We start from the raw sequence: 21,178 nt of genomic DNA on the forward strand, positions 1-21,178 counted from the left end.
TTTTCCTGTTGTTTTGTATCTGCTTCTATTGCGTCTTTTTTATTTTTCGCGGAACCATCTCGATTATTTCAGGCAAATATACGAGTATTTCACATTAAAATATTTACATAGAAATTTTTTAATGTTAAAATTGAAATATATGAGTCCCATCGGGAGGAACTGGCCGGCCTATCGGATAAATTTATGACTAAAGGGAATTGTAATCATGAAAGTTGCCATTATTGGATCAAGGACCGCTGAAATTGACAAAACATTCATCCTGCCATATCTGCCGCTCGGCTGCTCGGAGATCGTCAGCGGCGGCGCAAAGGGCGTGGACAGCTTAGCAAAGGAGATCGCCGACGAGCTGGATCTCTCATACACCGTGTTCTATCCAGACTACCAGCGCTACGGGAAAAAGGCGCCTTTAAAACGAAATACTCAGATCATCGAATACGCCGACTACATCCTGGCCTTTTGGGACTATGAGAGCGCCGGCACGCGCAATGCGATTCTGCAGGCGCTTAAAATTCACAAACGCATTAAAATCATCTGCATTTAAACCGGCTTTATGAATGGGAAAGCAGAAGTATTGGGAGGAATATGATGGAGATTTTTGAAGAGATATCGCTGAACCTGCAGAAAGGCAAAGCAAAGGCGGTCGTCACACTGGTGAAGGACGCCATCGCGCAGGATATCCCGGCCCGGGAGATTCTGGACAACGGCCTTCTTGCAGGCATGGACATTGTCGGGGAAAAATTCAAAAACAACCAGGTTTATCTGCCGGAGGTCATGCTCGCGGCCAAGGCGATGAATATGGGCTGCGCGCTGCTCAAGGACCTTTTAAAGGAAGAGGGCGTACAGGCAAGCGGCAAGGTCTGCATCGGCACCGTCAAGGGCGATCAGCACGACATCGGAAAGAATCTGGTCAAAATGATGCTCGAGGGCAAGGGCTTACAGGTCGTCGACCTGGGCACCAATGTGCCGCCCGCAAAGTATGTGCAGGCCGCGATTGATGAAGATTGTTCAATCATCATGTGCTCCGCGCTGCTGACCACCACGATGCCGGTCATGGGCGACATCGTCAAGGCCTGTGAAGAGGCCGGCATCCGCGACAAGGTGAAGATCATGATCGGCGGCGCGCCGATTTCTCAGGAATACTGCGACAAGATCGGCGCCGACGCCTACACGCCCGACGCGGCCAGCGCCGCCGAGATGGCGGTGCGGTTCTGCAGCGCATCCTGATCTTCGGCATGCAGTCTGACGACCGCTTTCTTCTATATTAATGAAAACGCCTTTATGATGACCGCACCGTTTAACCGTCATCATAAAGGCGAACTGTTATGCTTTTTTCGATATGGGAGGCTTTTCTTTCCAGAACTTTACCTTGCCGGTTTCATGCATGTATTTGAGGACCAGAATAAAGACCGGCATGAGCAGCATCCCGCCGAAGCCGAGCGTTTTCAGGCCAAAGAACATCGCGGTCAGCGTGATGAGCGGATGCAGCCCTACCTGGGAGCTGACAATCTTGGGTTCTAAAATGCCGCGCACCGTGATGATGATCGCATACACCACGCCAAGCCCGATGGCCAGTGTGACCTGGTTCTGCAGCAGCAGATACAGGATCCAGGGAACCATGACCGCTCCCGCGCCGAGCACCGGCAGCATATCGAACAAGGCGACAGCGGCCGCGGCAAGGATAACATTGTCGATCCGCAGCACGAAAAAGCCGACCGACAGCTCCGCAAAGGTCACCAGCATGATGATGGTGTAGGCCTTCATCAGCTGGAACACCACGCTGTTTAAGAAATCCTTGATGTCAAACAGCCAGAGCCGGTACCGCACCGGAACCTGCCGGGTCAGGAAGCTGACGATCATCCTGTAGTCGAGGCTGATGAAGAAGGACGAAAGCACCGTAAACACGCAGGTCATCACGACGTTCGGCACACCGGCCGCAAGGCCGGTCAGCGAAGCAAACGCCTTCGAAGAGAACTGTGCGACAAAATCAGACGCGCCGGTCATCAAGCCGCTGAAAAAATCCTCCACGCCGCCGGTTTTCTCCGGGGAAAGCTGGGTACAGAAGCCCTTGCAGGCATCCAGCAGCGTGCCGATCGCCGGTTCGACGTTGTTTTTATAGAAGTCGGGCAGGTTCCGGAAGAAATCCCCAAGAAACAGCAGCAGCTTCATCCCCGAAAACCAGAGAAGCACGCCGATTGTCAGGTAGAACAGCATCAGCAGGATCACCGCCGTCCCCTTCTGCGGGATTCTTGTGACGCGGGAAAGGAATACCGCCGGCTTTCGCAGCAGGTACGCGATCAGAAAGCCGAGCACAAACGGCAGAATCCAGACCAGCAGATACCGGTAGGCGAGATACAGGATGACGAACAGAACCGAAACAAACAGGATGTTGGTCAAAAAAGCGCGTTTTTGTGCGATCGTCATTTGAAATATCACCACCTATATGGTATAATCATAGAATAAGAAGATACTGGGGAATTGCGATTGGAATTTCATATTCCTTCAATCATATGTAAATCCAAAGAATTTTAGACAAACGGCTCACACAAAAAGTGAATCCAAACCCGCCGAAAGATTTTGGCGGGCAACAGATGAGGAGTGGTAACATGGCAAAAATCGCGGTAATGGGACACGGTGTCGTCGGTTCCGGCGTCGTCGAGGTGCTGTATAAAAACAGGGAGAGCATCACACGAAGGACCGGCCAGGAAATCGACATCAAGTACATTCTGGACTTGAGGGACTTCCCGGACAGTCCTTTCCACGATAAGTTCATCAAGGACTTTTCGCTGATCGAAAACGACGACGAGATCAGCGTGGTGGTAGAGGTCATGGGCGGATTGGAGCCGGCCTTTACATACGTCAGAAAATGCCTGGAGAAGGGCAAAAGCGTCGCGACCTCCAACAAGGAGCTGGTCGCCAGCAAGGGCGCCGAGCTTCTGCGGATCGCGCGCGAAAACAACGTCAACTTCTTCTTCGAAGCCAGCGTCGGCGGCGGCATCCCGATCATCCGCCCGCTGCACCAGTGTCTGGCGGCCAACGAGATCCGGGAGATCGCCGGCATCCTGAACGGCACGACCAACTTCATCCTGACCAAGATGATCCGCGAATCGATGTCCTTCGAGGACGCCTTGAAGCTCGCGCAGCAGCTCGGCTACGCGGAGCGCGACCCGTCCGCCGATGTGAACGGCGACGACGCCTGCCGCAAGATCTGCATTCTGGCCTCGCTCGCCTTCTCGAACCACATCTATCCGCAGAACGTCCCGACCGAGGGCATCACGAAGATCACGCTTGAGGATGTCGAATACGCGGGCAATTGGGGCGGCGTCATCAAGCTCATCGGCGTCGCGAAGAAGATGGAGGACGGCAAGGTGCTGACCTTCGTCAGCCCGGCTCTGCTGCACGGCGACAGCCAGCTCGCCAATGTGGATGACGTATTCAACGCCGTGCTGGTCCGCGGCGACGCGACCGGCGACGTGGTGTTCTACGGCAAGGGCGCCGGCAAGCTGCCGACCGCATCCGCCGTGGTGGCCGACGTCATCGACGTGGTCAAGGCGCACGGAAGCAGCAAATCGCTGTACTGGAACGAGACTGAGGACAACTTTGTCGGCAGCCATGAAAAGATCGATACATCCTTCTATCTGCGCATGACGGCCGACGATGCCGCAGCCGCGAAGCAGCAGATCGCCGCGCTGTTCGGCGACGTGCAGACGCTTTCGCGCAAGCATCAGCCGGAGAACGAGCTTGCCTTTGTCACCGGCACCGATACCGACGAGAAGCTTCAGGCAAAGCTTGACAGCCTGCACGGCGTTGATATCCTTTCAAAAATCCGCGTGCTGGATTACTGATCCAGCACGCTATCCGGGCATTGGCTGGACAGATGCCGGCACCGGACTTGATAAACTGCGGGCAGACTTCTGGGGCGCACCGTGCAGCTGTTTCACTTATTCATCCGCACAGGGTGTGCCGGCACACATGCTTATTTCCATCTGGGCGTGTGTTTGGCCCGCCAGTATCATATCGGCAGAAGCAGCGGCTTTTCTTTCCAGACGCCGTTTCTGCCGCCTTTACAACAAAGCCGACAGGTGTACAGCCGCAGACGGATGTACACCTGAAAACTGCCCGGACCTTCTCCATACAGAAAGGCCCGGCGAAAATCTGAGGTAGGAGAAAGTTCTATGATAAAAGTACAGATCCCCGCCACCAGCGCAAACATCGGCTCCGGCTTCGACTCGCTGGGGCTTGCACTGAACCTCTACAACGACGTCCATCTCGCAGAGCACGACGGCATCCTGATCGAATCGCTCGATCAGACCCGCGTCCCGCGCACCGAGAAGAATCTGATCTACCGTACGGCGAAATCTCTCTATGAACTGTGCGGCAGACCGTTCCCGGGACTGCACATCAAGCAGACCAACAACATCCCGATGACCCGCGGGCTTGGTTCCAGCTCCGCCTGCATCGTCGGCGGGCTGGTCGGCGCAAATGAGCTGATGGGAAAACCGCTCTGTGTTTCGGAGCTGGTGGACATCGCGGCGCAGCTGGAGGGACATCCGGACAACTCGACCCCGGCGATTCTCGGCGGCCTGGTGACGTCGGTCTTCGACGGCAAAAAGGTGCACTGCGTCAAGCAGCAGATTGCGGAGGATCTGAAGTTTGTCACCTTCATCCCGGATTTCGAGCTGAAAACCGAGGTGGCGCGCCAGAGCCTGCCAAAACAGATCGACCATCGCGACGCGGTGTACAACCTGTCCCGCGCGGCGCTGATGTCGGTCTCCCTGTACAGCGGCAGCTATGAAAACCTGCGCGTGGCGGCGGACGACCGGCTGCATCAGCCCTACCGGCTTGGACTGATCCCGCATGCCGGAAAGATTCTCGACATCCTATATGAGGCGGGCGCCTATGCCGGCTACATCAGCGGCGCGGGCCCGACCCTGATGGCGATCGTCGATGGAAGCGCGCAAAGCTTTGAAGCGGACGCCAAAGCGGCGATCGAACAGGAAGGAATTTTGGGCTGGCGCATCGAGACGCGGCAGATCGACAATCAGGGCACACAGGTGTTTGTGGATTAATCGACGATTTTTTCGATTCGTTCACAGTTTTCTCATGTTAAGGCCATCTGTTTTTTGTACTCTCAGAGATGCGGCCAAGATGGACCCTGCCGGGTTCTACCGCGCCGCTCCTTACATATGCTTATAACAGGAAGCTTTCCTGTCACACTGGTCCTCGCGCCGTTCTGCGGGCAGAAGGGGTCAGTCAAAAATTTGTGCCGTATCAAGCGGCGGAATGGATGAAATATATGGATTTATATGTTCAGAAATTTGGCGGCAGCTCGGTGGCGAACACAGAACGCATCTTCAATGTCGCGAGGATTGTCACCGACACCTACAAGGAAGGCCACAATGTCGTGGTCGTGGTCTCCGCACAGGGCGACACCACCGATGATCTGCTGGAAAAAGCGGCGGAGATCAACGAGAATCCCTCCAAACGGGAAATGGATGTCCTGCTTTCCACCGGCGAGCAGATATCCATCTCTCTGCTGGCCATGGCCATTGAGAAGCTGGGCTTCCCGGTCGTCTCGCTGACCGGCTGGCAGGCGGGCTTTTTGAGCGACTCCAACCATGGAAACGCCAAGATCAGACGCATCAACACCGAACGGCTGGAAACCGAACTGGATAAACGCAACATCGTGATTGTCGCCGGCTTCCAGGGGCTCAACCGTTATGACAACATCACGACATTGGGACGCGGCGGTTCCGACACCTCCGCTGTCGCGCTGGCAGCTTCGCTGCATGCGCAGCGCTGCCAGATCTTCACCGATGTCGACGGCGTGTACACGGCGGACCCGCGCATCGTCAAAAATGCGAAGAAGCTCGATGCGATCACCTACGATGAGATGCTTGAGCTCGCTTCCCTCGGCGCGCAGATCCTGCACAACCGTTCGGTTGAAATGGCTAAAAAATACAATGTGGAACTCGAGGTCCTTTCCAGTCTGGAGAAGACGAAAGGAACCATCGTGAAGGAGGTTGTCAAAGTGGAAAAAATGCTGATCAAAGGGGTCACCAAGGACGACGATATTGCGAGGATTTCCGTCATCGGTCTGCCGGACCGTCCGGGCATCGCGTTTAAAATATTCTCCGCGCTGGCGGCAAAGAAGGTCAACGTGGATATCATCCTGCAGTCAATCGGCCGCGACGGCACCAAGGACATCAGCTTTACCGTTGCGAAGAACCACAAGGAGCTGGCCGTTCAGACCCTGGAAGAGAAGATGGATATTCTGGGCGCCGCCAAAATCCTTAGCAACGACGACGTTTCGAAGGTCTCGGTCGTCGGAGCGGGCATGGAAACCCATCCGGGCGTTGCGTCCACGATGTTCGAAGCGCTGTTCAACCTCGACATCAACATCAAAATGATTGCAACCAGCGAGATCAAAATCTCGGTGCTGATCGACAAGAAGGACGCTGAAAAGGCCGTCATCGCCATCCATGACGCGTTCGACATCTGATCATACCCAGCTAATCTAGGGACGAAGCCATGCGGCTTCGTCCTTTTCATTGGCAAAAAAGTGATAAACTGCGGCAATCAGCATCAGCATATCCTCTAAAATATTTTAAAGCTTCAATAAAATCATCCCTTTATAAAGGAAGCGGGCACAAACCGATGTGTCCGCTTCCTTTTCTGCATATTTTTGGCGGTTGTTTGTCATACTAAGACTGATATGAATAAAAAGGATGTTGTTCCTATGAAAAAATCGATTTACTCCCGGATCAAGAACATCATTTCCGAGGTGAAATACAAGGAAGAAACGCCGCCGGTCGTGGACAAAAAGCCAAAGGAACCGGACAGCCCCCAGGACGCCATCAGCACCAGCTTACAGGATAACCTTGCGAAGATGGCGAAGCTCTATGAGAATTCCAATGAATACTTCGTCAAGCATCTGAACATCCAGGGCACTGAAATCGCCGTGTTTATCCTCGACGGCATGGTGGACAAGGAGCTGCTCGCGCGCGCCGTCCTGCTGCCGCTGACCGAACAGAAAAATGTGGAGGAGCCGGTTTACGACTGGATCATCCACAGCGGCATCAACATCGTGGATTTCGAGACCACGAAGAAATTCAGCGAGCTGAGCGACAAGATGCAGTCCGGCTTTACCATTATCCTAGTCGATGGGAAGGACATCGGCATCACCATCGGCACACAGGGATACGCCAAGCGTCCTGTCGGGGAGACTTCTTCCCGCAACGTCGTGCGCGGCTCGCAGGAGGGCTTTTCCGAGGTCGTATTCCAGAATATCCCGCTGCTGCGCCGCCGGCTCAAGACGCCGCATTTCAAGACAGAAATGCTGTCGGTCGGCCGCACCAGCCATACCAAGCTGTGTCTTTGTTATCTGGACGACGTGGTTTCCGAAGAGCTGCTCAAAGACGTCAAGAAACGGCTCGACAGAGTGGATCTGGACGTCGTGCTGGACACCGCCTACCTGCAGCCGTATCTGGAAAAGAACCCGCTTTCGGTCTTTGAGGACGTCGGCACCACCGAACGTCCGGATGTGCTGGCCGCGGAGCTTTCGGAGGGGCGCATCGGCCTGATTCTGGACGGCACGCCGTTCGCGCTGATCGTGCCGCATCTGTTCAACGAGAACTTCCAAAGCATGGACGACTACACGCACAAATACTTTTACAGCACCTTCATCCGCATCCTGCGCTACCTGTCCTTCTTCATCTCGACGGCGCTGCCCGGCCTGTTCGTCGCGCTCGGAGCACTGCAGTATCAGATGCTTCCGCTCGGGCTGCTGTTACAGATCATGCAGGCGGAGACGCAGACCCCGCTTCCGCTGCTGTACGAGGCGCTGGGCATCTACGTCGCTTATGAAATATTGCGCGAAGCCGGCATGAACCTGCCCAAAACGATGGGGCATGCGATCTCGATTGTCGGCGCGCTGGTGATCGGGCAGGCGGCGGTTGAGGCCGGTATTGTCGGCGCACCGACCGTCATCGTGCTTTCCATCACGGTCATCAGCAGCTTTTTGACGCCGGATCTGTTCCAGACCACCACCATCCTCCGGTTCGCCTACATCATCCTGGGCGGTACAATCGGGTTGTACGGCGTCGCGCTGCTGACGCTGGTGGTCGCGATCAATATGACCTCCATCAATTCATTCGGCATTCCGTACACCTCCCCCATTTCGCCGTTCGGCCTGAAGGAGATGCGGGATGTCATCTTCAAGGCCCCGGAGCGCAAGGTCAATTCCAGAACGATGCATGTGCAGGACCTGCCCGGCTCGGAGCTCAGCAAAAGCACGCCGCAGACCAAATAAGCCGCAACAACCGCTTCGAAGGAGACATACTATGAATGCAAAAGGAACCATCAGCTCGTTTCAGCTGACCATGCTGATGTTTGTCAGCAAGGTCACCGTGATCTTCTCGTTTCTGTACAATACCGTCCAAAGCGCCAGCGGCTACAATCTGCTGATCATCACAACCGGTGTCTTTCTGTTAAATTTTCTGACCATCCTGCCGTTTCAGTTCCTGCTGAAACGGCATCCCGGGAAGAACCTTGTCGAGATCATCCGGCAGATCTCCCCCAAAGCCGGCACCGTTATCGTCGCGCTTTACGGGCTGCTGTTCATGTACCTGACCACGATCAGCGTGTCCAATTCCAACTACACCGTGCAGGCGCTGCTGACCGAAGGCTATCTGGCGCCGTTCTTTGTCGTGCTGATGGTGCTGGCAATGATTTACTGCGTGTTCAAAGGGGTGGAACCGATCGCCAGACTCAGCACCATAATCGGCATCTCCGCGATTGTGATCACGCTGTTCATTTTTATGACGCTGACGCCGTTCTTTGAAGACGCCGTGCTGGCCCCGCTGTTTGTCGACGGCGTCGCGCCGGTCTTTTACATCCTGCTGGGCTCCGCCCTGCAGTTCTTCGAATTCCTGATCTATGCCATGCTCGCCCCCTACACCAAGGGCAGTAAAAAGGTCAGCTTCTTCAACTTCAATCTGATCTCCTATATCATCACTTCCATCGTTCTGATCACCATTGCGGTGGTGCTCGGCGGATATGCCGAAACACAGACCTTCTCATTCTTCACAGCCGCTTCCATCTCGCACATCGGCATCGTGCGGCGGTTCGATTCCCTCTACATCAGCTTCTGGATCCTGCTGGCGGCGCTGAAATCCGCGCTGTACCTGTTTTTATGCAGCAAGTGCCTGCAGCTGGTCCTCAAGGGGCGGTACACCAAGCTGACCATCTATCTGATCGGCGGCGTCATTGCGGCGCTGAATCTGCTGATCTCCAATCAGCTGCACTGGCTGAGCATTGTACAGCATCCCTATCTGGTCTGCAGCCTGTTTCTGGTGTTCATCATCCTGATTCCGCTGATCTTCCTGGTCGCCGATAAGGTCAAGGCGCACAAGGCACGCATGGACAGAAAGGAGGTATCCGAGACATGAAAAGATTCTGGTTCCTGCCGCTTTTTCTGCTCCCCATACTGCTCATGCTGACCGGATGCGCAAACGACGATGTCGGCATTGCTCAGCGGGCTGTTGTGCAGCGCTTCGGCATCGATTGGGACGAGGAAAAGGGATTTGCGGTTTCGATGTACATCATCACACCCGACAAGCTCAGCCCCGCAGGCGGCGGGGGCGGAGGAGGCGGCGGTGGTGAAGAGAGCGGCCAGCCCGAATCCGACAAACCGGAAAGCAATGGCAAGGACAAGCTGATCAGCTACGGGAAAACCCTCTATGACGCCATCAAGAATTTCGAGAATGTCCTGCAGCTCAAGCCCTATTTCTCCCATGCCGAGGCGCTGGTCATCGGGGACTCGGTTTCGAAGGAAAGCCTCAACCTGATCACCGATATCTTTGACCGCAACAACGATTTCCGGCCAAGCCTTTCCATCTTCTGCACAAACGGAAAGGCGTCGGACATCGTGCTGCTTGGCGACGACAAGCCGTCCGCGAGCGACCGTGCTGAGACGGTTGCACAGCTCGGAAACGACAACGCGCAGATGAGCAGTACCTTTTTGTACAAGGTCATCGATCTGCTGCGGGACGGAGCGCAAGACCTGTTCATCCCGGTGCTGTCCACGGAAAAGCACGGCAAACAGGATATCCTGGTGGTCAACGGGACCGCGCTGTTCCGCGGCGACAAGCTGGTCGATTACATCAGCCCGGAAGAAACCCGCAACCTGCTGTTTGCAAAGGACCTGGTCTCCCATGCTGACGTTGTAATCGAGAACGAAGAATTGGGGCTGGTTTCCCTGAGCACGACAAAAAGCCAGACCAAGATCACCGCGGAGCTGGATGAAAACAACAAGCTGTTCTTCAAGGTTAAAATCGACAGTGCCTTAAGTGTTGAAGAAATCGTCAATACCAAGGGCGTCGTTCTGCATGAAAATCATTATCAAGGCATTCAGGACGCCTACAATAAGCAGATAGAAGAGCAGGTCAGCGCCCTGATTCACAAGATGATTTTTGAATATGATGTCGATACGATCGGGTTCAGCAATCTGCTGTGGGCACAGAAGCCAAAGGTCTGGAAGAGCATCACCGGCGGCGATGTAAAGAAGCGCGAATGGCTGCAGGAGGTCCCCATCTATGTGGAATGCCATTCCAAGGTCACCGATGTCGGGCTTGCCGCGCAGAAACGGTAACGGACCCGGCTTGTATCTCCATCTCTTTTCTTCCAAAGCTCTGCCGACACAGCGGAATGGGTGTATTTCTGAAAAACAGAGAGGGTCTGCCTTCCTGAATGGAAGACAGACCCTCTCCTTATTATAGGGAAATTATGTAGTACGCAGATGGTTTATTTGAAATATCTGTCCAAAAGGCCCTTGAACGCACAGCCGTGACGGGCTTCGTCCTTGCACATCTCGTGGACAGTGTCGTGAATGGCGTCGTAGCCGAGCTGTTTTGCCTTGGTTGCAATCTCCTTTTTGCCTGCACATGCGCCGTGCTCCGCCGCAACACGCAGCTCTAGATTCTTCTTTGTGGATGGGAATACAACCTCGCCGAGCAGCTCCGCAAATTTTGCGGCGTGCTCCGCCTCTTCAAACGCGATTCTTTTATAGGCTTCCGCAATTTCCGGATAGCCTTCCCTGTCGGCCTGACGGGACATTGCCAGGTACATACCGACCTCGGTGCATTCTCCCTCAAAGTTCATTTTCAGGCCGTCAACGATCTCCTGATCGCAGTCCTGCGCAACGCCGATTCTGTGTTCATCCGCCCATGCCATCTTGTCGTCCGACTCCACGAGCTCTTCAAATTTCGATGCCGGCGCTTTGCACTGCGGACATGCTTCCGGCGGTGTATCTCCCTCATGAATGTATCCACAAATTTTACATACATACTTTTTCATAGCCAATTCCTCCAAGCTTTATGATTTCAATGAATTTCCCTGTGACTATAGTATACCTCAACAGTACTGTTTTTGCAAGTCTTTCTTGATAAAAATACTCCACAATCATCCCAGCATTCTTTCCAAATATTTTGGCAATCTTCTCTAAACTGCACGCCATCAGTTCAAAAAAAGATGATTGCTCCATTTTTTACACAGAAACATGATCAGGGTTGATACGGCGGCATGGAGGATATAAAATAATGATAAAAAGATAGACAGACGTGGAACTATTCGATCATTTTACAACGCTAATAGAGTGAAAGGCGGTGAGAACATGGCGGACCAGGACATCACAAACCTTTTCAATGAAATCTATGATGCAACCAGGCAAAAGACGCTCGGCATGATTACGGCGAAATGTGGCAGCATTGCGGGCATCCCGGACATCTTTCAGGAAACCTATATGGAGCTGTTTGCCATCCTTTCAAGACGCGGACCGGGCTACATCAAAAATCCGGAGGCCTTTGTCATGAGGCTCGCAAGGCAGAAGATCTACCGGCATTACACGCTGCTTAATAAAATCAAATCCATCGTTTCCATTTCCGGCATGCGTGGCGAGGATGGAGAAATCCATGTTGAGGACCTTGATATCGACACCTTTTCGATTGAAGACCATATGTCGGAGAAGGACTTGATCGATCAAATTCTCCAATTCTTGTCCCACAAACCATTGGACACACAGAAAATCTTCTATCTGTTTTATTATCTGGATCTGTCCATTCCTAAAATTTCCAAGCTATTGTCCATCAGCGAATCGAACGTCAAGCATAAGCTGTACCGTACACTGCAGGAAATGCGAAAACAATACTCTGAAAAGGATGGTGAAAAAGAATGAACGAAAAAAAAATGATCAAAGCCGCCGTATCTTTCAATATGCCCGACTTTGAAACGGTGCGCAGGAATTGCCTGACACAAACCGCAGAAACAGCGCAGCTGTTGGGAAAATCATCCCCGTGGATAAAACGCATCGCGCTTACAGGCGCTTTTGCGGTGTTTTTCTTCCTTGCAATTGCAGCGCTTCCGGCTATCGATCAGAACAACCTCTCCGACCCGCCCAGCACAGGCCCGGAAATGCCCTATGTAAGCTCCGATGTTCAACCTGGCGCCGATATGGATATTGTAATCAATCAGCTGGATCGTCTCTCCGCTTACAGATTCGACGCACAGGTAAAACGGGTTGACGGAAAGAACTGGGGATTCGGCTTCATCGACCGCATCTCTGTCCCCGATGATCTGAACCACATTGTGTATTCTGAAATCTACACAAAACCATTCCACACGATGAAACCGGCGTCTTCTTCATGGGATGAAACATCTTACAGCGTCCTGCACGAATACGATATCTCTTACAGCAATGAAGCCGGAAAAAACATCATGATCTCATTTTCTAAAGACTTTATTCCGCTTAGGGACTACTGGTTTCATGAAGCAATGAAAGCATCTGCGATATGCGGCACAGAACTGACCATCGCGAGATACGAAAACAATTATATGGCCCAATTTCGATATGACGGCATGAACTTTGACTTGGAATTTCAGAACCTGAGCGAAGAAGAGGTTCTGGATGTCCTGGTCTCCATATTGAGCGACTCGTAATAGGAACCCACCAGCTAAGCTGGTGGTTCTACATATGCGAGCAAAGCCCTCTATTACTAGTAGCGTCTCAAGACGTATATTACGAACGACGCTCGTAAAAGTTCATATCCGGTGGACAATTGCAGACGGGCAGACTTTTTATATTAGTTAGCGCGGTTCACGTCCTAATGTTAGTCTCTGTCACATCTTCTTAACGTATACTTTTGTATAGCCGTTTTTATTTTGCATAATTGTTCACGCTTTGCCTATTTTAAGTCTCTGCTTTTTCTACTCACCGCTAAAGCTTTTTCGGAACTCCCGGCATTGCCGGGGATTTTCGCTTACAAAAAAGGCTCTTCCGCGCCATCGCCGCAGAAGAGCCTTTTTTATCTTATCGTTCGATTATGTAAACAGAGGAGATACCGGTTCGTCTTCATAGATGCGGTCAATCGCCTTCGCGAAGACCGGAGCCACCGGAAGCATGGTGATTTTGTCGAGCTTCTTCTCCGGGCACATCGGGATGGTGTCGAGGATGACAAGCTCCTTGATCGGCGAGGCCTGGATGCGGTCCAGCGCCGGTCCGGACAGAACGCCGTGGGTTGCGCAGGCATACACCTCGGTCGCACCCTTTTCGACGACAGCGGCGGCGGAGTTGCAGAGTGTGCCGGCCGTATCGATCATGTCGTCCACGATGATGACCTTCTTGCCCTTGACGTCGCCGATGATGTTCATGACCTCACAGACATTTGCGCGCTGGCGGCGTTTGTCGACAATCGCCATCGGTGCGTCGATGCGCTCCGCAAACTTTCTGGCGCGGGTAACCGAACCGAGGTCCGGGGATACCACCACGAAATCATCCTTGTTGTCCTTGAACTTCTCGATGAAGTACGGCACCAGGACGGGCACGCCCAGCAGATGGTCGACCGGGATGTTGAAGAAGCCCTGGATCTGCGCCGCATGCAGGTCCATTGTCAGCACACGGTTGGCGCCGGCTGTGGTGACCAGGTCGGCGACCAGCTTCGCAGAGATCGGGTCGCGCGCCTTGGCCTTCCTGTCCTGCCTGGCATAGCCAAAATACGGGATGACGGCTGTGATGCGCGCGGCGGATGCCCTTTTGAACGCGTCGATCATGATCAGCAGCTCCATGATGTTGTTGTTGACCGGCTGGCAGGTGGACTGCACCAGAAAGATGTCCGAGCCGCGGACCGATTCCTGAATCGAAACCGCAATTTCACCGTCGGAGAAGGTCTCCACCTTGCTCTTTCCCATCGGCAGGTTTAAAATGTCCGCGATCTGCTGCGCCATCTCCGGTGTGGAGTTGGCGGAGAAAATTTTAATTTCTTTTCCATGAAAACTCATGCTTGATAACTCCCCTTCAATTTTATCTATCTATATATACAAACCTCGTTTTCGATGTCCATCCCTATTTTTTCGAAAACCGGCGGATAACCCAATCCTCTTTATTTTCCTGCTTGACGCGGCCCACCGCGAGCGAATTCTCCGGCACATCCCTGGTCACCGTTGTACCGGCCGCCGTATAGGCCCCCTTCTTCACCTTGACCGGCGCGACCAGATTGGTGTTGCAGCCGATGAAGCAGTCGTCCTCCACCACTGTCCGGAATTTCTGGCTTCCGTTGTAGTTGACTGTCACGACGCCGCATCCGACATTGATGTGCTTGCCGAAATCGCTGTCGCCGATATAGGTCAGATGCGCCACGCTGGTCTTTTCATCGAGCGTGGAATTCTTGATCTCGACGAAATCGCCGATCTTGACATAGTCCCTGATCGTGCAGTTCGGCCGAATCTGGGAAAACGGTCCGATCCGCACGCCGTTTCCAATGGACGATGAATAGACCTGGGAAGCGTTGAAGATGGTATCATCCCCGATGGTGGAGTCCTCAACCAGGGAATTGGGGCCGATGACCGAGCCGGAGCCGATTTTGACCCTGCCCTTGATGATCGTCCCCTGCAGGATGCGTGTATCACAGCCGATCTGGGCATCCGGCGAGATGACGATGCCGTCGGTATTGACAAAGTCCACGCCCTCATCCAGCAGCCTGTCGATGACCTTCATCCGCGCGATCTCATTGAGCTTTAAAAGCTGCCTGCGGTCGTTTGCCCCCAGAATGACATCCGGATTTGCGGAAAGGTATCCATCCGCCCGCTGGCCGTCCTGCAGCAAAATGCTGACGGTATCGGTCAGGTAATACTCTCCCTGCGCATTGTTCGGCGTCAGCTTTTCGAGCGCGCTGAGAAGCGCGGAAACGCTGAACCAATAGGCGCCGGAATTGATCTCCTGGATCCTCAGCTGGTCCTGCGTGGCATCGGCCTGTTCGACAATCCGTTCAATCCCGTCATCGGTTCTGACAATTCTGCCGTAGCCATATGGATTGTCAAGCTTTGCCGTGATGACCGTCACCGCATTGCCGGCTTTCTGATGCGCTTCAAACGCATGCCGTATCGTTTCCTGATCGATGAACGGCGCGTCTCCGCAGAGGATCAGCACATGCTTTGCGCCGCATTCATGCAGGAAATCCTTCGCCTGCATGACCGCATGGCCGGTTCCCCGGCGTTCTTTCTGCTGGATATAGGTATAGCCTTCTCCCAGCGCATCCTGTACAGCCTGCGCGCCATTGCCGCAGATCACGCCGATCTGTTTGATGCCCGCTTTCTCTATGGAATCCACCACCCATTTGACCATGGGTTTAAACAGGACCTCACACAAAACCTTCGGTTTCGAGGATTTCATGCGTTTTCCTTCACCGGCCGCTAAAATGACAGCACAGCAGTTCTCCATCCAAAATTACCTCCCGGATTTCTTTCTATATTCGATTGTCGTTCTCACATTCATATGGGAACCTTTTACGAAATAAAAATGTTTTGGCTTTTGCCCCCCAAGACCCGTTTCTATTTCGTTACATACGTTTATATTATCTCAACTTTTACATGCTTTTGCAAGCCCCTATACGATATTTCATAGAACATTGCGATATATGAAGAATCGCGCGTCAACTTTTGTTGATTTTCCCTAAAGAATGTCTATGCTGTCCCCCTATGAAAATATCTCCGATTCCGTATTACATGCATCTTTATCTGATACCACACCGTCAGCGCCTCCTTTTTCGCTTCATGCGGACGGCAAATCTGCATGGATTCCAAAAAGCGGAGACGTTTCGAGCTGAAAACACCGCTGTTTCCACCGGCTGAGCCGATGGTTTATCTCACACTGAAACAGCCACGTAAATGGACCGGTATGGGAAACTCCCATACCGGTCCTGCTGATATTCTTTATAAATCCCGTTATGATCAGGAAGCTGCGGATGTCCCGGATTTTTCAAAGCTGTAGCTGCCTTCTTCCGAGAACAGCAGATAGTCCGTCACATCCTGTTCGTTCAGCGCCTTGATCTCATCGGAGATCTCCGCCGTGGTGTAGCCGTCGCTCTGGATCACGCCGGTAATTTCCGCGGAGCTGCCAAGGCTTGCCTTGAGAGCGCCAAGGATGGTCTTGACCGTTTCATACGGCTTGGACACCGGATCGGTCAGATTCGCGCCATTAATTTCCACATCGCTGTCAAACTCCGACGGACGCAGATCGACCGTCACCGCATGGAAGGCGATGCCCTTCGCGTTGCCGCCGTACTGCGCAAGCCCGTCGCCGATGAACGCTTCAGCCGGCAGATAGACGCTGACCTTGCAGTTCTTCTCCTCCATCGCCGTGTCGACCGCGCCGATAAAGTCGCTGAGTGCCTGCTGCTGGCTCTTGGAGCCGGAGCCGGGATAGTATGCCAGATTGAGCCCCACGCCCTCCGGGAACTGCACGCCGTCCAGCAGGAACTGCTTGACGCCTGCCGCCGCCAGCTCATTCAGCAGATCGGTGATATACTGCTGTGACGAGGAGGAATACGGATTCAGCCATGCTTTGCCGCCATTCTCGTAGTAGTCGTCCAGCCAGAGGGTACCGCCCTCGCTCTGGTAACGCACCGCCATGTCGGCATTGGCATACGGCATCGTGTGGTCGCGGAATGCGTTGACACGGGCAATCAGCTCCATGCCATGCTCCTTGAGTTTCTTGATCACCGCGCTGAGGTCTACAGCGTCCGATGCAACCGCATCCGCGGAGACCGCCTGCGCGTTCTTGGAAGCGTAGTGCAGGATACCGGTTTCATCCTTGAGATCCACCACAACGGCGTTGATCTGGCTTCCTTCCAGCGAACTTAAAAAGCTGTCAAGCCTTGCGCTGTCCTTGAGCACATCAACCGGCAGATAGGCCGATTTGGACGCATCGGTATTTTCTGGCGTATTGCCCGGCTGGGATGCCTCTGAAACCTCCGAAGAGCTTCCGGCATCCGATACCGGCATCGACGCACTGGACGTGTTCTCCGGAACAGGCGTCTTTCCTGTGATAAAATCGACGACCGGCTGATAAACGCTCCATCCGACAAAAAACACCACGCCCGCGATCAGGATGGTCAGGAAGATGTGCAGCGGTGAAAATCTCCGGCTTCGGTTTCTGCGGTAGATTTTCTTGTGTCTTTTAACCTTATATGCCAAAGGAAACCCCTCCTATCCGCTGTAGATGCATACAGCTGTCCAACAAAGTTTTATAAAGAAATATCAGGATTGTTTTATATGATTATGAGGAACGCGCGCCTTCCATGTATCAGGTCGGCAGCTGATGGCCCACCAGGCCATACAGCGCCAGCGCCAGGATGCCGACAAACAGCAGTGTGATCGGCAGGCCTTTGAAGGCCTTCGGTACGTTGGCCGCCATCAGCCGGTCCTCAATCTCGCGTACCAGCAGCATGGCAAAGGTGAATCCGATGCCGCTGCCGATTCCAAACACGATACTGTGCCCGAGATCCATCGACTGCCGCACGCTCAGCAGTACAACGCCCAGCACCGCGCAGTTGAGGGACGCCGTGGTCAGCACGCCGCCGAACCGTTCATAGGTCTTCGGCATCAACTGCAGCCAGGCAAACCGCACAATCAGATATACCACAATGACGCAGACCGCATAGGCCAGCGGTTCCCACAGGTACCGGTGCGGAAGGTTTTTCAGAAAACTGCCTGCCGTCCAGGCAAACACAGCCGAGAGCGTGGTGACCAGCGTCAGGCTGACGCCCATCGGCAGAACCGAACGGGGCTTGCGCAGCACCACCATCAGCTTGGTGCTGCCGAGCGCACGCGCAAAGACCGCATTCTCCACAAAGATCGCAATCAGCGCCGTAACCATAAAATCAAATAGAAGCTGTCTCAAATCTTCCCGCCCCCTATCTCTGTTTGACTTTCAGTTTTTTCTGCTCCATCCTGCGTCCCGCCCTCGCCATCAGGCGGTTCATGCATTTGCATATCGCCATGGCAAACGCCAGCAGGATAAAGCCGGAGAACGGATAGAGCAGCGCGGGCGTCGTCGAGATGCCAAGCTGTACATCCCAGATGGTGCCGCTGCCGAGCATCTCGCGGAAGATGCTGAACAGGCAGATGATGACGCCGAAGCCCACCACATGGCACAGCACATCCACCAGCGCATACGGGATATTCCATTTAAAGCTCCTGCGCTGCGCGCGGTCAACCAGGATGCCGTTGAACACCAGAATCGGCAGGTAGATGCCGGTCGTATCGATGATGGCAGGGCCAAGCGTGTGCTTGACCAGATAGATGGCCGGCATGTAGAAGAGACAGGCCAGCAGCACACAGATGATCGTGCCGAGATACTTCGGCAGTTTTTTTGGCAGCAGGGACGCGAGCAGGAAGGTCGGGATTGTGACAACCGCCAGAACCGTTGTGATCGCGACGGCGTTCTTGAGGCTTGTTCCCGCAACAATGGCCGGGGCCAGCACCAGTCCACCCAGCAGAACCGGGTTCCTGGCTAGAAGCCCCTGAAGCAGCAGCACAACCGAGTGTTTTCGTTTTTTAAACCTCGTATTCATGCTGCACACCTCCTCTCTTCCTCCGCGACAGAAGCGGCAGATAGCGGTCCAGCATCGGAGACAGCGCGTTCATCAGGAGGATCGCGAAACACACACCCTCCTCATAGCCGCCGAACATGCGGAACAGCATCGTCACCATGCCGGCCAAAAAGCCGAAGGCCAGCCGCCCTGACCGGGTCGTTGGGCTTGTGACCGGGTCGGTCAGCATAAATACACCGGCAAACAGCAGTGTGCCGGATGAGAGTTCATAGTAGACAGACTGCAGATGTCCGCCCATAATGCGCGGGTATAAAAACGCAAACAGAGCGCAGGTTGCGACAAAGGTCAGCGGTATCTCCCAGCGGATGGTCCGGCGGAAGATGAGGAACAAAAAGCAGGCGCAGATGACCAGGATGTTGGTCGCGCCCATCGGTCCGGGATAGTTTCCCAGAAGCATATCGATCGGGTTGATGTTCGGGATGCCGCCGAGCTGCATCGTAAAGGCCGGGCTGTCCATCAGCTTGGCCGAAATATCGCCGAAGACCGGCAGCTGCTCGAGCGGAACCGTATAGGAAAACACCAGGTTGGGCCAGCAGACCGCCAGAAACGCGAACGCACCGGCCGCCGGGTTGAACGGGTTGTTGCCAAGCCCGCCGAACGGATGCTTCATGACCAGCATTGCAAACACCGCGCCGGAAAACACCATCATATACGGCACGGTTGCCGGCAGCAGAAGCGGCAGGATCAGTCCGGTTACAAACGCCGAATTGTCGTATTTGTTGAGCTTTTTGCCGGACACCTTGACACAGATGATATCCGTCACCACGCAGGTGGCGACTGAAAACAGCGCCATTACCACCGGCCGCCAGCCGTAGTAATAGAACGCCATGATGTAAAGCGGCAACAGTGCGATGAGGCAGTCGTTGAACATGGTGCGGACCGTCTCCTTGGAACGTATAAAAGGAGCCTTGAAATCTCGATGCTGCACTTCTTGTAGCTCTCCTTTCCTATCCTCTATTCTTTGTCAGGATCTTCAATAAATACATCATTTTCCATTTTTATCGGAGGCCTGTTCTTTCCCAATGAGTTTCTTGGCGCGCCGGATCGATGCGGCCACACCCATATTGGCCGGACAGACATAGGAACAGCAGCCGCATTCGATGCAGTGATCGATGTTGTAGCGGCTGAGGACATGCTTGACGCCGCTTTCGGCATACTTGTAGATGAAGTGCGGCAGCAGATCCTGCGGACAGATGTCGTTGCACCTGCCGCAGCTGATACAGGCGGTCTTCTTCTCGACGATATCGGTCTTCATGGCCAGAACCGCCTTGGTGGTGTGCCCAATCGGCTGTTCCAGATCCTCGATGCGGTGACCGGTCATGCTTCCGCCGTAGATCACAATATCCGGCTCCTGCTTAAGCCCGCAGAACTGCAGCAGGTCCCGGACCGGCGTGCCGATCGTCACCTCGATGTTGTACGGCGTCGACACACAGTCCCCCGCCACCGTGACAAAGCAGCTGGTCTGCGGCTTCGAGAATTTGCAGGCGCGGTATAGATGCACCAGCGCGCCCGCGCTGATCGTCACGATGTCGTCGTGCTCCTTGAAGTAGTATTTCAGCCGGTAGCGCAGCGGATATTTGCCGTGGATGTTCTTGATGCGGATGTTGTCCAGCAGCTTCGGGATCTTCGTCTTGAACTCATCGAACTGCTTATACACCGCGATACAGGCCTTGTCGGTCTGCATCGCCCGCACCGCGAGCTGGATGCCGGCGGACAGCTCCGCCTGGTTCTTGAGCAGCAGGTTGGTCATGCAGGAGACATACGGTTCATCCTCCACGCAGTCCACAACCAGCGTCTTCTTGCCGTGTTTCCGGGCATATTCCAGTTTTTTGTACAGGTAAACGCCGTCGTTCTCGTCGATGATCGACGCCGCTTTTGCCGCCGCGGTGATCTCGGTGATCGACATCCGGTCGGTCTCCTGCGGCTTCTGCACATCGGCAAAGCCGATCATGTTTTTATAGACAAAATATCTGCCGGTATCGTCGGGGTTTGTGATGGTCACATCCCGTACAAACCGTCCGTTGATGCCCGCATGCAGCGCCATGCCGTCGTCATAGACATAGACCGGCTGGTCCTTGGACACGCGCATGATATTTCTCAGCTTCTCTTTATAGCATGGAACGTAGATCTCTTCCGGATTCAAATAGCTTCTCAGTCCCCTGGACACGGCCGGTTCCTTCATAGGCTCCAGCACGATGCCGGTGTTCAAATTGACTGCCATAATACCTCCATTTCCTGCC

Annotated in this window: 19 protein-coding genes; 10 read left to right on the forward strand and 9 right to left on the reverse strand. The window is 53.9% G+C overall.

The window, feature by feature from the left end:
• The first annotated feature begins 205 nt into the window (after positions 1 to 205).
• Both BN348_RS09990 and BN348_RS09995 read left to right on the forward strand, forming a co-directional pair.
• Complete coding sequence (locus BN348_RS09990; RefSeq protein WP_040197802.1) at positions 206 to 541, forward strand: hypothetical protein; 336 nt, start codon at positions 206 to 208, stop codon at positions 539 to 541.
• A 44-nt stretch (positions 542 to 585) separates the two neighbouring features.
• Positions 586 to 1,224 carry a cobalamin B12-binding domain-containing protein gene (locus BN348_RS09995; protein WP_040197804.1) on the forward strand — a complete coding sequence of 213 codons (639 nt, stop codon included), beginning with the start codon at positions 586 to 588 and terminating at the stop codon, positions 1,222 to 1,224.
• Positions 1,225 to 1,320: 96 nt separating this feature from the next.
• Here BN348_RS09995 and ytvI read toward each other — a convergent pair whose 3' ends face one another.
• Complete coding sequence (ytvI, locus tag BN348_RS10000) at positions 1,321 to 2,421, reverse strand: sporulation integral membrane protein YtvI (protein WP_040197805.1); 1,101 nt, start codon at positions 2,419 to 2,421, stop codon at positions 1,321 to 1,323.
• Between the two features lie 182 nt (positions 2,422 to 2,603).
• Between ytvI and BN348_RS10005 the strand changes: the two genes are divergently transcribed.
• From BN348_RS10005 to BN348_RS10030, 6 genes are all read left to right on the forward strand, one after another.
• Complete coding sequence (locus BN348_RS10005; RefSeq protein ID WP_040197807.1) at positions 2,604 to 3,842, forward strand: homoserine dehydrogenase; 1,239 nt, start codon at positions 2,604 to 2,606, stop codon at positions 3,840 to 3,842.
• Between the two features lie 330 nt (positions 3,843 to 4,172).
• Positions 4,173 to 5,066: a homoserine kinase gene (thrB, locus tag BN348_RS10010; RefSeq protein ID WP_040197808.1), complete on the forward strand. Its 894-nt coding sequence runs from the start codon at positions 4,173 to 4,175 to the stop codon at positions 5,064 to 5,066.
• Positions 5,067 to 5,293: 227 nt separating this feature from the next.
• Positions 5,294 to 6,499, forward strand: a complete 1,206-nt coding sequence (locus BN348_RS10015; protein ID WP_040197876.1) for an aspartate kinase — start codon at positions 5,294 to 5,296, stop codon at positions 6,497 to 6,499.
• Positions 6,500 to 6,736: 237 nt separating this feature from the next.
• Complete coding sequence (locus BN348_RS10020; RefSeq protein ID WP_052446875.1) at positions 6,737 to 8,308, forward strand: spore germination protein; 1,572 nt, start codon at positions 6,737 to 6,739, stop codon at positions 8,306 to 8,308.
• Between the two features lie 31 nt (positions 8,309 to 8,339).
• Positions 8,340 to 9,446 (forward strand): GerAB/ArcD/ProY family transporter, encoded by a 1,107-nt coding sequence (locus BN348_RS10025; RefSeq protein WP_040197809.1) that lies wholly within the window; start codon positions 8,340 to 8,342, stop codon positions 9,444 to 9,446.
• Positions 9,443 to 10,648 carry a Ger(x)C family spore germination protein gene (locus BN348_RS10030; RefSeq protein ID WP_040197810.1) on the forward strand — a complete coding sequence of 402 codons (1,206 nt, stop codon included), beginning with the start codon at positions 9,443 to 9,445 and terminating at the stop codon, positions 10,646 to 10,648. Before BN348_RS10025 ends, BN348_RS10030 begins: the two co-directional genes overlap by 4 nt.
• Positions 10,649 to 10,800: 152 nt before the next feature.
• Here the strand turns inward: BN348_RS10030 and BN348_RS10035 are convergent, their stop codons facing one another.
• Positions 10,801 to 11,352, reverse strand: a complete 552-nt coding sequence (locus BN348_RS10035) for an NADH peroxidase (protein ID WP_040197811.1) — start codon at positions 11,350 to 11,352, stop codon at positions 10,801 to 10,803.
• Positions 11,353 to 11,668: 316 nt separating this feature from the next.
• Here BN348_RS10035 and BN348_RS10045 point away from each other — a divergent pair, with 316 nt between their 5' ends.
• A complete protein-coding gene (locus BN348_RS10045; RefSeq protein ID WP_040197813.1) occupies positions 11,669 to 12,229 on the forward strand; it encodes an RNA polymerase sigma factor in 561 nt (186 codons plus the stop codon).
• A complete protein-coding gene (locus BN348_RS10050) occupies positions 12,226 to 12,990 on the forward strand; it encodes a hypothetical protein (RefSeq protein WP_040197815.1) in 765 nt (254 codons plus the stop codon). The genes BN348_RS10045 and BN348_RS10050 overlap by 4 nt, the downstream gene beginning before the upstream one ends.
• 381 nt (positions 12,991 to 13,371) lie before the next feature.
• Here the strand turns inward: BN348_RS10050 and BN348_RS10055 are convergent, their stop codons facing one another.
• The 7 genes from BN348_RS10055 to BN348_RS13295 all read right to left on the reverse strand — a co-directional run bounded on the left by BN348_RS10055 (position 13,372) and on the right by BN348_RS13295 (position 21,159).
• Positions 13,372 to 14,328, reverse strand: coding sequence for a ribose-phosphate pyrophosphokinase (locus BN348_RS10055; protein ID WP_040197816.1), 957 nt, complete (start codon positions 14,326 to 14,328; stop codon positions 13,372 to 13,374).
• A 64-nt stretch (positions 14,329 to 14,392) separates the two neighbouring features.
• The gene (glmU, locus tag BN348_RS10060) at positions 14,393 to 15,766 is read right to left on the reverse strand and encodes a bifunctional UDP-N-acetylglucosamine diphosphorylase/glucosamine-1-phosphate N-acetyltransferase GlmU (protein ID WP_040197817.1); all 1,374 of its coding nucleotides are present in this window, start codon (positions 15,764 to 15,766) and stop codon (positions 14,393 to 14,395) included.
• A 509-nt stretch (positions 15,767 to 16,275) separates the two neighbouring features.
• A complete protein-coding gene (locus BN348_RS10065; RefSeq protein ID WP_040197818.1) occupies positions 16,276 to 17,520 on the reverse strand; it encodes a putative glycoside hydrolase in 1,245 nt (414 codons plus the stop codon).
• A gap of 109 nt (positions 17,521 to 17,629) precedes the next feature.
• The gene (locus BN348_RS10070) at positions 17,630 to 18,226 is read right to left on the reverse strand and encodes an Rnf-Nqr domain containing protein (RefSeq protein ID WP_156136493.1); all 597 of its coding nucleotides are present in this window, start codon (positions 18,224 to 18,226) and stop codon (positions 17,630 to 17,632) included.
• A 13-nt stretch (positions 18,227 to 18,239) separates the two neighbouring features.
• A complete protein-coding gene (locus BN348_RS10075; protein ID WP_040197820.1) occupies positions 18,240 to 18,899 on the reverse strand; it encodes an Rnf-Nqr domain containing protein in 660 nt (219 codons plus the stop codon).
• Positions 18,883 to 19,866 carry an RnfABCDGE type electron transport complex subunit D gene (locus BN348_RS10080; RefSeq protein WP_156136494.1) on the reverse strand — a complete coding sequence of 328 codons (984 nt, stop codon included), beginning with the start codon at positions 19,864 to 19,866 and terminating at the stop codon, positions 18,883 to 18,885. Before BN348_RS10080 ends, BN348_RS10075 begins: the two co-directional genes overlap by 17 nt.
• 57 nt (positions 19,867 to 19,923) lie before the next feature.
• A complete protein-coding gene (locus tag BN348_RS13295) occupies positions 19,924 to 21,159 on the reverse strand; it encodes a 4Fe-4S dicluster domain-containing protein (protein WP_052446876.1) in 1,236 nt (411 codons plus the stop codon).
• Between the last annotated feature and the right edge of the window lie 19 nt (positions 21,160 to 21,178).

The organism is Candidatus Soleaferrea massiliensis AP7, assembly GCF_000820765.1.
Classification (GTDB): Bacteria; Bacillota; Clostridia; order Oscillospirales; family Ruminococcaceae; genus Soleaferrea; species Soleaferrea massiliensis.

What these genes read in the sequence shown, in the direction of transcription:
- glmU (WP_040197817.1), bottom strand. Translation starts at nt 15,766, where the DNA reads ATGGAGAACTGCTGTGCTGTCATTTTAGCGGCCGGTGAAGGAAAACGC.
- BN348_RS10055 (WP_040197816.1), bottom strand. Translation starts at nt 14,328, where the DNA reads ATGAGTTTTCATGGAAAAGAAATTAAAATTTTCTCCGCCAACTCCACA.
- BN348_RS10050 (WP_040197815.1), top strand. Translation starts at nt 12,226, where the DNA reads ATGAACGAAAAAAAAATGATCAAAGCCGCCGTATCTTTCAATATGCCC.
- BN348_RS10020 (WP_052446875.1), top strand. Translation starts at nt 6,737, where the DNA reads ATGAAAAAATCGATTTACTCCCGGATCAAGAACATCATTTCCGAGGTG.
- BN348_RS10035 (WP_040197811.1), bottom strand. Translation starts at nt 11,352, where the DNA reads ATGAAAAAGTATGTATGTAAAATTTGTGGATACATTCATGAGGGAGAT.
- BN348_RS10045 (WP_040197813.1), top strand. Translation starts at nt 11,669, where the DNA reads ATGGCGGACCAGGACATCACAAACCTTTTCAATGAAATCTATGATGCA.
- thrB (WP_040197808.1), top strand. Translation starts at nt 4,173, where the DNA reads ATGATAAAAGTACAGATCCCCGCCACCAGCGCAAACATCGGCTCCGGC.
- BN348_RS10015 (WP_040197876.1), top strand. Translation starts at nt 5,294, where the DNA reads ATGGATTTATATGTTCAGAAATTTGGCGGCAGCTCGGTGGCGAACACA.
- BN348_RS10005 (WP_040197807.1), top strand. Translation starts at nt 2,604, where the DNA reads ATGGCAAAAATCGCGGTAATGGGACACGGTGTCGTCGGTTCCGGCGTC.
- BN348_RS13295 (WP_052446876.1), bottom strand. Translation starts at nt 21,159, where the DNA reads ATGGCAGTCAATTTGAACACCGGCATCGTGCTGGAGCCTATGAAGGAA.
- BN348_RS10075 (WP_040197820.1), bottom strand. Translation starts at nt 18,899, where the DNA reads ATGAATACGAGGTTTAAAAAACGAAAACACTCGGTTGTGCTGCTGCTT.
- BN348_RS10030 (WP_040197810.1), top strand. Translation starts at nt 9,443, where the DNA reads ATGAAAAGATTCTGGTTCCTGCCGCTTTTTCTGCTCCCCATACTGCTC.
- BN348_RS09995 (WP_040197804.1), top strand. Translation starts at nt 586, where the DNA reads ATGGAGATTTTTGAAGAGATATCGCTGAACCTGCAGAAAGGCAAAGCA.
- ytvI (WP_040197805.1), bottom strand. Translation starts at nt 2,421, where the DNA reads ATGACGATCGCACAAAAACGCGCTTTTTTGACCAACATCCTGTTTGTT.
- BN348_RS09990 (WP_040197802.1), top strand. Translation starts at nt 206, where the DNA reads ATGAAAGTTGCCATTATTGGATCAAGGACCGCTGAAATTGACAAAACA.
- BN348_RS10025 (WP_040197809.1), top strand. Translation starts at nt 8,340, where the DNA reads ATGAATGCAAAAGGAACCATCAGCTCGTTTCAGCTGACCATGCTGATG.